General features: G+C 72.1%; 9 protein-coding genes. 5 read left to right on the forward strand and 4 right to left on the reverse strand.

All coding sequences use genetic code 11. The features are described 5' to 3' along the window. Positions 1 to 9: 9 nt before the first annotated feature. Both ABZ887_RS22995 and ABZ887_RS23000 read right to left on the reverse strand, forming a co-directional pair. Positions 10 to 1443 (reverse strand): AarF/ABC1/UbiB kinase family protein, encoded by a 1434-nt coding sequence (locus ABZ887_RS22995; RefSeq protein WP_361292285.1) that lies wholly within the window; start codon positions 1441 to 1443, stop codon positions 10 to 12. Further along, positions 1436 to 2641 carry a TOMM precursor leader peptide-binding protein gene (locus tag ABZ887_RS23000; RefSeq protein ID WP_361292287.1) on the reverse strand — a complete coding sequence of 402 codons (1206 nt, stop codon included), beginning with the start codon at positions 2639 to 2641 and terminating at the stop codon, positions 1436 to 1438. The genes ABZ887_RS22995 and ABZ887_RS23000 overlap by 8 nt, the downstream gene beginning before the upstream one ends. Before the next feature lie 226 nt (positions 2642 to 2867). On the opposite strand from ABZ887_RS23000, the gene ABZ887_RS23005 reads away from it, so the two are divergent. The 4 genes from ABZ887_RS23005 to ABZ887_RS23020 all read left to right on the forward strand — a co-directional run bounded on the left by ABZ887_RS23005 (position 2868) and on the right by ABZ887_RS23020 (position 6728). Then, positions 2868 to 3464, forward strand: coding sequence for a M48 family metallopeptidase (locus ABZ887_RS23005; RefSeq protein ID WP_361292289.1), 597 nt, complete (start codon positions 2868 to 2870; stop codon positions 3462 to 3464). A 137-nt stretch (positions 3465 to 3601) separates the two neighbouring features. Further along, complete coding sequence (locus tag ABZ887_RS23010) at positions 3602 to 5263, forward strand: TerD family protein (protein ID WP_361292291.1); 1662 nt, start codon at positions 3602 to 3604, stop codon at positions 5261 to 5263. Positions 5264 to 5274: 11 nt separating this feature from the next. Further along, positions 5275 to 5955 carry an AIM24 family protein gene (locus ABZ887_RS23015; protein ID WP_351489639.1) on the forward strand — a complete coding sequence of 227 codons (681 nt, stop codon included), beginning with the start codon at positions 5275 to 5277 and terminating at the stop codon, positions 5953 to 5955. A 17-nt stretch (positions 5956 to 5972) separates the two neighbouring features. Further along, positions 5973 to 6728: an AIM24 family protein gene (locus ABZ887_RS23020; RefSeq protein WP_361292293.1), complete on the forward strand. Its 756-nt coding sequence runs from the start codon at positions 5973 to 5975 to the stop codon at positions 6726 to 6728. 99 nt (positions 6729 to 6827) lie between these two features. On the opposite strand, the gene ABZ887_RS23025 is transcribed toward ABZ887_RS23020, so the two are convergent. Together ABZ887_RS23025 and ABZ887_RS23030 are read right to left on the reverse strand one after the other, a co-directional pair. Further along, entirely contained in the window at positions 6828 to 7349 is a 522-nt protein-coding gene (locus ABZ887_RS23025) for an NUDIX domain-containing protein (RefSeq protein WP_361292295.1), read from the reverse strand. Beyond that, entirely contained in the window at positions 7346 to 8782 is a 1437-nt protein-coding gene (locus ABZ887_RS23030; RefSeq protein WP_361292297.1) for a zinc-dependent metalloprotease, read from the reverse strand. The genes ABZ887_RS23025 and ABZ887_RS23030 overlap by 4 nt, the downstream gene beginning before the upstream one ends. A gap of 192 nt (positions 8783 to 8974) precedes the next feature. Here ABZ887_RS23030 and ABZ887_RS23035 point away from each other — a divergent pair, with 192 nt between their 5' ends. After that, positions 8975 to 10087 carry an SDR family oxidoreductase gene (locus ABZ887_RS23035; RefSeq protein ID WP_361292299.1) on the forward strand — a complete coding sequence of 371 codons (1113 nt, stop codon included), beginning with the start codon at positions 8975 to 8977 and terminating at the stop codon, positions 10085 to 10087. The last annotated feature ends 171 nt before the right edge of the window (positions 10088 to 10258 follow it).

The raw sequence follows: 10258 nt of genomic DNA on the forward strand, positions 1-10258 counted from the left end.
ACACCGCCCCTACTTCGCCTCCACGGCCGCCTCGGTCTCTTCCGTTTCCCCGGCTTCTCCGGCTTCCAGGGCCTCGCCGGCTCCTTCGGGTTCGTCGAGTTCCTCGAACTCTTCGAGCACGAACCCGGGCAGCCACGCCTCCAGCTCCTCCCGCAGCCGTACCGTCGCCCCCAGCTGGCACAGCACGCCGATGGTGCTCAGGGTCACCCGGTGTATGAGGAGGTAGGCCGGCGGCAGGTTGAGCTGCTTGCCCAGCTGGTGGGCGGGGTTGCGGGGGTCGGCGATGCGGGCCGCCTGGCTGCGCATCCAGTTGCGGGTGAAGGTGAACTCGTCGACCTGGGCCGGTTCGATGATCGGCAGCAGGTAGTCCAGGACGGCGTCGGGGTCCAGCTCTATGGACTCCTTGACGAACCCCTCCGCGCACAGCAGCTCGTAGACCGCCTCGGCGTCCCCGTCCAGTGTCATCCGCAGGGAGTCGCCGATCGGGCTGGGCAGGCCGCCGGAGAGACGGTCGACGGTGCCGAAGTCCAGCACACCCAGGCGCCACTCCTCCTCGTCCTCCGGTGCACCGGGCAGCAGACGGAAATTGCCGGGGTGCGGGTCGGCGTGCAGCAGGCCGGTGCGGGCCGGGCCCGAGAACAGGAACCGGGCCAGGAGCTGACCGGCCCGGTCGCGCTGCTCCTGCGTACCCCCCGAGATGATCTCGGAGAGCGGTATCCCGTCGATCCACTCCGTGACCAGGACCTGGTCGACCTGGTGCACCACCGCGGGGACCACCACATCGGGGTCGCCCTCGAACTCCTCCGCGTGCGCCGCCTGGGACTGCGCCTCCAGGGAGTAGTCCAGCTCCTCGGAGACCCGGTCGCGCAGCTCCGCGATCAGCGGTTTGATGTCCATACCGGGGATCAGCGGCCCCAACAGGCGGGCGAAGCGGCTCAGTTGCCCCAGGTCGGAGAGCAGGGCCTCGCCGGCTCCCGGGTACTGCACCTTGACCGCCACCGTCCGGCCGTCCTGCCACACCGCGCGGTGCACCTGGCCGATCGAGGCAGCCGCCGACGGCTTGTCCTCGAACTCCAGGAACAGCTCCCGCCAGTCCTCCCCGAGACGCTCGGTGAGCACCGCGTGCACGGTGCGGGTGGGCATCGGCGGCGCGGCGTCCTGGAGTTTGGTGAGAGCCGCCCGGTAGGGGCCGGCGATCTCTTCCGGGAGGGCCGACTCGAAGACGGACAGGGCCTGCCCGAACTTCATCGCCCCTCCCTTCAACTCGCCCAGGACCTTGAACAGTTGCTCCGCGGTGCGCTGTTGCAGCTCCCGGCCGACGATCTCCGCGGACTCGCCCACGATGCGCTTGCCCAGACCCCAGGTCGCCCGGCCGGCGAAGCCGAGCGGGAGCGCGGCGAGCTTGGCGGTCCGGGTGACCGCCTTCCGGGGAAGATCAGACATGCGCCCTCCAAGTCCCAGTCGGCCGTGGAGCGTCCGCGTGCTGTCCTCGCTCCGCCGACGGCCGTTGCACCACCATTGTCGCGTGTGGATCCCCGTTGGTTGAGGAGTGTTCCCTCATAGCTTTCTCCGCCGCACCGCACGGGCATGCGGGGTGCGGCCAGACCGGCCGCGCGTGCCAGTGCAGAGCCGGCACGGACGCCTCCCAGCGCGCCCCCGCGCCGCTCGGCGATTCCCCGTCGAGGAAGGCCAGGGCGTGCGCGGCGGCCAGCCCGGCCACGGCCGCCGCCAGCGTCAGATCGCAGGCGGCCACGCGGCGGGCCTGTCCGGACCGCCACTGGGCGATCAGGCGCGGCCAGGCCGGATCCCGGTCCGTGCGGTGCTCGTGCAGGCAGCGGGCGCACCCGGTCCCACCGGGCAGGACCAGGGGGCCGACCACACCCGTGCCCTCCACGACACCCGTGTAGAGATGAGGGGTCCCCGAGGCCATCAGCGGTTCGGCGGCGCGTGCGTCCGGGGCGTGCACCAGCACGTCGTCGCGCGGGGCGACGATCACCAGTGCGAGGCCCGGCTCCTCCGCCGAAGAGTCCGGGCGGCGGGGCGGGCGGTCCGGGGCCGCCCGGCGGACGACCCTGCGCGCGGCCTCGTCGCGACGCTCGCCGATCGCCTCCGCGGGCAGCCCGCCCGGCGCCACGTCCCACGGCTGGACGCGGCCCACGTCCCGTACGTCGACCTCGCCGACGCCCGCGCCCGACAGCAGCGCGGCCAGCGTGACACCGACCCGGCCCGTGCCCTGCACCCGCACCCGCAGCGCCCGCCGGGCCGCCAGCCGGTCGATCGCGCCGCCGGGCTCCGCGGTGATCAGGGCGAGCGAGGCCAGATCCGGGCGCAGCCGCTCCAGCACCTCTTTCTTTTCGCGCAGCGCCTGCGCCGCCGGCCCGCCGCCGTGCGCGTCGTCTACGAGCCCGGCGCCGGACAGCCGTTCCACCAGGGCGTCGACATGCCCGTCCGGCAGGTCCATGCGGCGCCCCTCCTCGCGCAGCAGCGCGAGCCCCCGGGCGCCGTCGAGCAGGTCCAGGAAGCTTCCGGTCGCCGTGTCCATCGGCCCCAGGGTCATCGCGTGCGCGGGAGTCATCCCGAACTGCACGGTGTTGAGATCGCGCCAGCCGCGCCGCAGCGCGGGCTTCACCAACGGATGCATGACAGGCCCCCGTATCTGTCGAAAGGTCACAGAACATCCCCGTGTGCCGATGGAGCCGGTCACGCTCCGCCGACGAGTGCCAGCATGCCCGGGCCGCCCTGTGGGCGCCGAAAGTTGTCCACAGGCGATGGGTATTCGTCGTACAAATCAAACGCATGGTGGGGGATCGGCACCGAACCGTCCCGGACCCGGGACTTCCCGCATGTGCAGCGGGTAACGTCGGGGCGTGCCCGCCGACCCACTGCACCGCGCCGGAAAGCCACAGCGCAGCACGACGAGCCAGCCGCCCAGCGGCTCGGTGGCGAGCGCGATCGAGGTTCGCCGAAGCGCCCGCCGCCGCCGGACCGTTTCTGCGTACCGCGAGGGCGATCGCACCGTCGTGCTGATCCCCGCCCGGATGTCCGAGGCGGAGGAGAAACGCTGGGTGACCGTCATGCTCAACAAACTCGCTGCCCAGGAGAGCAAGCGAGTGCTGGGCGACGCCGAACTGGCCGAGCGTGCCGAGCGGCTGTCGGCCCAGTACTTCGGCGGCCGGGCCCGCCCCGTCTCGGTGCGCTGGGTCACCAACCAGAACACCCGCTGGGGCTCGTGCACCCCGTCCGAGGGCAGCATCCGCCTCTCGCACCGGCTCCAGGGCATGCCCGAGTACGTCGTCGACTACGTGCTCTGCCATGAACTGGCGCACCTGCTGGTGCCGGGGCACGGCCCCGGGTTCTGGCGGCTGCTGGAGGCGTATCCGCGGACCGAGCGGGCCCGGGGCTACCTCGAAGGGGTGGTCGCGGCCGACCGGCTGCCCCACGTGCCCGGTGCGCGCGATGAGTGACACACCTCGGGAGCGCTCCCTCCGGGGTCGCTGAGCGCGGTTGTGTACCGGCTCTGTACCGACTTCTTCCGATGTCCGAGTTAGCCGTTAGCCTGGCGCGACGCACTCACATTCGGGATGGGGGACGGTCGTAACGCATGGCCAGGGAATTCCAACGCGGCCACAAGGCCAGGATCAGTGACCTCACGGCGGGCACGGATCTGTACGTAGGCGTGCAGATCACCGGCCCCGGACTGACCTTCGACATCAGCTGCTTCGGCCTCGACGCCGACGAACGGCTGTCGGACGACCGGTACTTCGTCTTCTTCAACCAGCCGAAGTCGCCCGAGGAGTCCATCCAGCTGCTGGGTACGCAGGCGGGCGACACGGAGTCCTTCCGGGTGACGCTCGACCGGATCCCGTCGCAGATCCATAAGCTGGCGTTCACGGCGACCATCGACGGCCCCGGGCAGATGTCGCAGGTCGCGCCCGGGTACATCCGGATCGTCGCGGGCGGCGAGGAGGTGGCCCGGTACTCCTTCAACGGCTCGGAGTTCTCCACCGAGCGCGCCGTGATGCTCGGCGACTTCTACCTGAAGGACGTGTGGCGCTTCGCCGCCGTCGGCCAGGGCTTCGACGGTGGTCTGGAGGCGCTGCTGAAGAACTTCGGCGGCGAGGTGGCGGAGGAGGAGGCGCCCGCCGCGCCGGAGCCGCAGCAGCCGCAGACCGGATCCGCGCCCGGCTTCGCGCCGCCCGGATTCGCCGCCCCGCCCGCGCCGGCCCCCGCGCCCGCCCCGGCTCCCGTCCCCGTGCCGGCCCCCGTACTTCAGGGGTTCACCCCGCCCCCGTCTCCCGGGTCGGCCCCGAACGTGCACGCGGCGCCCACCGTCATCGCCCCGCTCGCGCCCGGCACCGTGCCGCCCCCGGCCCCGGCGCCCGCGCTCTACGGTCAGCCGCCCGCCCCGGGCGCACCGATGCCGCCGCCCGGCTACGGCCAGCCCCCGGCGCCTCCACAGGCTCCGGGCCCGCCGCCCGGCTACCCGCAGGCACCCCAGGCCCCGGCCCCGCCGCCGGGCTACGGCCAGCAGCCGCCGTTCGGACAGGTCCCCGGGCAGGGGCAGCAGAGCTACGCCGTCCCGCAGGGCGCTCCCCAGGGCGGTGCCGGGGTGGGTGCCGCGCTCCAGAAGTTCAAGGAGACGCCGACCGGGCAGCGCTGGACCCCGCAGAACAGCAAGCTCATCCGCGTCGACCTCGGGATGGGCGGTCAGCCGGTGCTGGCCCGGCAGGGCAGCATGGTGCTCTACCAGGGCAAGGTCGACTTCAGCTACAAGGGCGCCGGATTCGCCGGCCGGATCGTCGGCAGCGCCACCGGCCAGGAGATGCAGCTGATGCGCTGCACCGGCCACGGCCAGGTGTTCCTCGCCGAGAACTCCGCCCATCTGCACCCCATCGAGCTGCAGGGCGACGCGATCTGCGTCTCCGCCGAGAGCGTCCTCGCCTTCGACGAGAGCCTGCAGTACGAGGTCCGCCGGGTGGAGGGGCACGGCATCCCCGGCGGCGCGCTGTTCACGATGCAGTTCCAGGGCACCGGCACCATCGTCGTCAAGACACACGGCACGCCGGTCGTGCTGCCGGTGACGCCGACGACCTTCGCCGACTGCAACGCGATCGTCGCCTGGTCGGCCGCCTCCCAGGTGATCGTCTCCAGCCAGGTGCGGATGCGCCGCAACGCCTACCCGGGTGACACCGGCGAGAGCGTCAACCTGCAGTTCCGGGGCGCGCCCGGCAACTTCATCGTCGTCCAGCCGTACGAGGTCTGAGGGAGCCCGTCATGAACCAGCCGCTCGCGGGCTACGCCCCCGCACCCGTCACCGCCCGTATGGAGAACCATGGCGACCACATGCTGAAGGTCGCCATGCAGACCGGGAACGACCTCCTCGCACGCGTGGGCTCGATGGTCGCCTACGAGGGCTTCGTGCAGTACGAGCCCAACCCGCCGGCCGTGCGCCAGATCGCCCGGGACTGGATGACCGGCGAGGGCGCGCCGCTGATGAAGTGCTCCGGCGACGGTCTGCTCTATCTCGCCGACTACGGCGCGAACGTCGTCGTCATCAACCTCAACGGCGACGGCATCTCGGTCAACGCCACCAACCTGCTCGCCTTCGACGCGCACCTGACGTGGGGCGTGGAGCGGGTCAAGGGGCTGGCGAAGTTCGCCGGCCAGGGCCTGTGGAACACCAAGATCTCCGGGCAGGGCTGGGTCGCGCTGACCTCCCGGGGCAAGCCGATCGTCGTCGACTGCGGCGGCGGCGAGGACGAGACGTACGTCGACCCGGACGCGCTGGTCGCCTGGTCCCCGAACCTCAAGGTCAAGGGCAAGCGCAGCTTCAAGGCGCAGTCGCTGATCGGCCGGGGCAGTGGCGAGGCCTACCAGATGGCGTTCTCCGGTCAGGGCATCGTCGTCGTCCAGCCCAGCGAGGACAGCACCGACCGCCTCCGGTTCCGGGGCTGAGGGGGAGTCAGGAAACCATGCAGAGCCCGCTTTTCGCCTTCAACGACTCCCAGGCCCGGGACCGCTACAGCCTGCAGAACAAGCAGATGCTGCGGGTCGTCCTGGAGGGCCACGACGACATCCTCGCCCGCAAGGGCACCATGGTCGCCTACCAGGGGCTCGTCGAGTTCGACGCCGAGTACCAGGGCCACAACCAGGCACGCGCGCGTGCGTACACCGGGGAGGGCCTGGACCTGATGCGCTGCCACGGGCAGGGCACGGTCTACTTCGCCAACCTCGCCCAGCACATCCACGTCCTGGACGTCGAGCAGGACGGTCTGACCGTGGACAGCGGCTACGTCCTCGCCATGGACTCCTCGCTGCACTACGAGGTTGTCGCCGTCGACAGCCTCGACGGCATCTCCGGGTCCGGGAAGTACCAGCTCAACATCACCGGACGCGGCCAGGTCGCCCTGATGACCTCGGGCGCGCCGCTGCTGATGCAGGTCACGCCCGACAAGTACGTGAACTGCGACGCCGACGCGATCGTCGCCTGGTCCACCGGGCTGCGCGTCCAGATGCAGGCCCAGACGCACTCCTCGGGCGTGTGGCGGCGCCGGGGCAGCACCGGGGAGGGCTGGGAGCTGAGCTTCATGGGAAGTGGCTTCGCGTTGGTCCAGCCGAGTGAACTGCTGCCGCCGCAGCACGCCCAGATCGGCCAGGGCGTCGCCGCCCAGTTCGGCATGGGCCAGCAGGGCGCGCGCGGGATGAACCAGGGCAACGCCTGGAGCTGACCGTCCGAGAGCTGCAAAAGGTAAGGGGCGCCCGCCAGGATGGGCGCCCCTTACATGTGTCCGACGCTGAGCCGGTTCCGAGTCGCACAGGTGTCCGACTCAGAGCCGCGCACGGGTCCCTTCCAGCAGCCGTACGACCGAGTCGTCGGCGACCTCCGGCACCTCTTCGTAGGAGAACCAGCGCAGGTCGAGGGACTCGTCGCTGATGGCGTGGGCGGCGCCCCGCGGGGCGAGGGCCGCGTACTGGACGTCGAAGTGCCAGTGGCACGGCGCCGGGATCGGGTGCCGGTCCAGCCGGACCGGGCCCCCGGGCAGCAGCGTCAGCCCGGGGATCCCGGACTCCTCGGCCGCCTCCCGCAGGGCCGCCGCCGCCAGCGTGGCGTCACCCGGCTCGCAGTGACCGCCCATCTGCAGCCACATCCGCAGCTTCTTGTGCAGGGTCAGCAGCACCCGGCCGTGCTCGGGATCGACGACCAGCGCGCTCGCGGTGACATGCCCGGCGTGACAGGCCTTCCACATGCCGTCCGGGTGCGCCGAGAGGTGGTCGAGGTAGTCCTGGCGCAGCTCGGCCTGGCCCTCGTACCCCTTGAGGACGAGGACCGCGTCGTCGTACAGGCTCACTCGGTGTCGTCGCCCTCTGCCTTGTCTCCCTGGCTGTCCTTCTTGTGCAGGTCGGGCTTCTGGGCGGCCTCGCCGAGCATCTTGTCCAGCTCGGAGAAGTCCAGCTGCTCGCGGTGGACGAAGCCGTCCGGGTCGTCCAGGTCGCTCGCCGTCGGCAGCATGTCCGGGTGCGCCCACAGCGCGTCCCGGCCGTCGACACCGCGCGCGTCCGTGAGCGAGGCCCACAGGCGGGAGGCGTCGCGCAGCCGACGCGGGCGCAGCTCCAGGCCGATCAGCGTGGCGAAGGTCTGCTCCGCGGGGCCGCCCGTGGCACGGCGGCGGCGCAGGGTCTCGCGGAGCGCGTCTGCGGACGACAGGCGCGGCTTCGCGGCCGCGTGGACCACCGCGTCCACCCAGCCCTCGACGAGCGCCAGAGCCGTCTCCAGACGGGCCAGCGCGGCCTTCTGCTCGGGCGTGTCCTCCGGCTGGAACATGCCCTGCTGGAGGGCGTCCTGGAGCTGCTCGGGGTTCTGCGGGTCGAACTGGCCGACCACGTCCTCCAGCTTGGCCGTGTCGACCTTGATGCCGCGCGCGTACCCGTCGACCGCGCCGAACAGGTGCGAGCGCAGCCACGGCACGTGCGCGAACAGGCGCTGGTGGGCCGCCTCGCGCAGCGCGAGGTACAGCCGCACCTCCTCCTTCGGCACGCCGAGGTCCTTGCCGAACGCCTCGATGTTCACCGGCAGCAGCGCGGCCTTGCCGGCCGGGGTCAGCGGCAGGCCGATGTCGGTCGAACCGACGACCTCGCCCGCGAGCACGCCCACGGCCTGCCCGATCTGGGTGCCGAACATGGCGCCGCCCATCGAGCGCATCATGCCGATCAGCGGGCCCGCCATGGCCTGCATCTCCTCCGGCAGGACGTCGCCCATCGCGGCGCCGACCCGCTCGGCGACCGGGTCGACCAGCTCCTGCCAGGCGGGCAGCGTCGCCTCGACCCACTCCGCGCGCGACCACGCGACGGCCGAACCGGAACCGGACGGCAGCGACGTCGCGTCGTCCAGCCACAGGTCGGCCAGCCGGACGGCCTCCTGGACCGCGGTGTGCTCGGCGGGACCGACGCTCGCGTCCTTTACGCCGTCCGAGGTGCCCTGGGAGACCGTCTGGCGGGCGATCTGCTTGGCCATGTCCCAGTTCACCGGGCCGCCCTCGTACGAGAGCATCTGGCCGAGCTGCTGGAAGGCCGCGCCCAGGTCGGTGGGGTTCAGCGAACCGAACATGGCAGCGAACGGATTGTCGGCGCCGGGGCCGCCGAAGCCGCCGGCTCCGGGCGCGCCGAAACCGAACGGGTTGGCCGGTCCCTGCCCACCACCGCTCTGCTGGTCCTTCTTCTTGCCCTCGTCGCCGTCTTCCGGCTCCTCCGGCGGAAGGCCGAAACCGAATGGGGTGTCACTCACGGGAATCCTCGGCTGGTAAGGCCACCGGTTCTCTCCGGCGGCGCGGCTGCCCGACAACACCACCCAGCGTAGACACCCCGACCCGATCGGGCCTCGGTGCTTCGCCGACAGTCGGCCTGCGGCAGGATGGATGCCACCTGGTACGTACGCGTCACGCACGCTCGTACTGAAGACAACCGCTGGAGACGCCCGGTGAGTTCCCCAGATCCGCAGGTTCGCGCAGCGCGAAACCACTCAACCCCTCCCGCGGTGCGCGGGCCCGTCGTCGCCGTGACCGGCGCCGCGACCGGGGTCGGCGCGCTGCTCACCGAGCGGCTGGCCGCCTCCGAGGAGATCAAGCAGGTCATCGCCATCGACGAGCGGCGCGGCGAGTGCGCGGGCGCCCAGTGGCACATCCTCGACGTACGGGATCCGGCCATCGCCGACAAGCTGCGCGGGGCCGATGTGGTGGTGCACCTCGCGCTCGACCTGGACCTGGAGACCGATCCGGCGGCGCGCACCGCCTACAACGTGCGCGGGACGCAGACCGTGCTGACCGCGGCGGCCGCGGCCGGGGTGCACCGGGTGGTGCTGTGCACCTCCTCGATGGTCTACGGCGCGTTGCCGGACAACGAGCTGCCGCTGGCCGAGGACGCGGAGTTGCGCGCCACCGCGGAGGCCACCGGCGTCGGCGACCTGCTGGAGATCGAGCGGCTCGCACGCCGGGCGCCCCGCGCGCATCCCGGGCTCAATGTCACCGTCGTGCGCCCCGCGGTGCTGGTCGGCGGCACGGACACCGCGCTGACCAGGTACTTCGAGTCGCCTCGGCTGCTTGTCGTCGCGGGGTCGCGGCCTGCCTGGCAGTTCTGTCATGTCGAGGATCTGTGCAGTGCGCTGGAGTACGCCGTTCTGGAGAAGGTCGACGGGGAACTCGCCGTCGGGTGCGACGGGTGGCTGGAGCAGGAGGAGGTCGAGGAGCTCAGCGGGGTCCGGCGGATGGAGCTGCCGTCCGCGGTCGCGCTGGGGGCGGCGGCCCGGCTGCACCGGATCGGGCTGACGCCGTCGCCGGCCGGGGATCTCGCGTACACGATGTATCCGTGGGTGGTGAGCGGGAGCCGGCTGCATGACGCCGGGTGGCGGCCGGGGTGGACGAACGAGGAGGTGCTGGCCGAGTTGCTGGAGGAGGTGGCTGGGCGGCACACGGTTGTGGGGCGGCGGCTGGGGCGCAAGGACGCGACGGCTGCGGGGGCTGCGGGGGCGACGGTGGCGTTGCTGGGTGCGGCGGCCGTGGTGCGGCGGGCTCGGAAGGCGCGGCGGCGGATCTGAGGGGGGTTTCTCGCCCCCGCCGCCCCTACCCGTCCCGTCCTCCAGGGGGCCGGGCCCCCTTCGACCCCCGTTCCCGGGGGCTGCGCCCCCGGACCCCCGCTTCGGCCTGGACGGCCTCGTCCTCAAACGCCGGACGGGCTGGATCGTGGTGCCGGGCGGGCTGGAAGGGCG

The sequence above is a fragment of the Streptomyces sp. NPDC047061 genome, from assembly GCF_040643955.1.
Classification (GTDB): Bacteria; Actinomycetota; Actinomycetes; order Streptomycetales; family Streptomycetaceae; genus Streptomyces.

Bases quoted from the DNA above. Each gene is read 5' to 3' on its own strand.
- ABZ887_RS22995 (WP_361292285.1), bottom strand. From the start codon at position 1,443: ATGTCTGATCTTCCCCGGAAGGCGGTCACCCGGACCGCCAAGCTCGCC.
- ABZ887_RS23000 (WP_361292287.1), bottom strand. From the start codon at position 2,641: ATGCATCCGTTGGTGAAGCCCGCGCTGCGGCGCGGCTGGCGCGATCTC.
- ABZ887_RS23010 (WP_361292291.1), top strand. From the start codon at position 3,602: ATGGCCAGGGAATTCCAACGCGGCCACAAGGCCAGGATCAGTGACCTC.
- ABZ887_RS23015 (WP_351489639.1), top strand. From the start codon at position 5,275: ATGAACCAGCCGCTCGCGGGCTACGCCCCCGCACCCGTCACCGCCCGT.
- ABZ887_RS23020 (WP_361292293.1), top strand. From the start codon at position 5,973: ATGCAGAGCCCGCTTTTCGCCTTCAACGACTCCCAGGCCCGGGACCGC.